Source organism: Arenibacter lacus (genome assembly GCF_008711145.1).
Lineage (GTDB): Bacteria > Bacteroidota > Bacteroidia > Flavobacteriales > Flavobacteriaceae > Arenibacter > Arenibacter amylolyticus.
The window spans coordinates 1-510 of the sequence record NZ_VVIN01000242.1 but is presented as its reverse complement, the minus strand read 5'-3'; the positions used below and the strand labels follow the sequence as shown (position 1 = coordinate 510).

General features: G+C 45.7%; 1 protein-coding gene. It reads left to right on the top strand.

Annotated features, from left to right (window positions below; all coding sequences use genetic code 11):
• A partial coding sequence (locus tag F1E73_RS17755; RefSeq protein ID WP_191089075.1) for a hypothetical protein occupies window positions 1-427 on the top strand: 427 nt, incomplete at its 5' end.
• Window positions 428-510: the final 83 nt, after the last annotated feature.

Sequence of the window (510 nt, the reverse complement as noted above, 5' to 3'; positions counted from 1 at the left end):
AACGAAAATGCAGGACTACCTACTATCGTCCCCTGAGCTTCCTAGTGCCATGGCCAAGCAACCTGTCATCCTAAATCACATAATAGCCAAAGGACAGGGCAATTTACAAAGCCTTTGGATGGGGCATTTAATGGAACGTGGACTTTATAAACAGGCGGCATATAGTTACGTGTTGGACAGGATAACCCCTAATTTGCCACTGGAACTCGTAGAGCACCATATGGCAAACGGATTCAAGGAAGCCTTGGTGGCCGTGGCCACGGAACGGGATCGTCAAGCCCGGGCCAATATGCTGCAAACGGGATGGAACACCCTGGATACGCTCATAGGCCCTACGACTTACAAAGAGGAAGAAGCCTATAACGGGTTTAAAGACGAGCTTACGGATTATTCCAAATACAAAAAAGGGAATTGGCTTTCGATGTAGATAGGTCTCATTATCGGCGTATAGAAAAATAGCATAATACCTGTTTCAATCCCCAGTCTACTTTGGTAATATAGAATAGGATG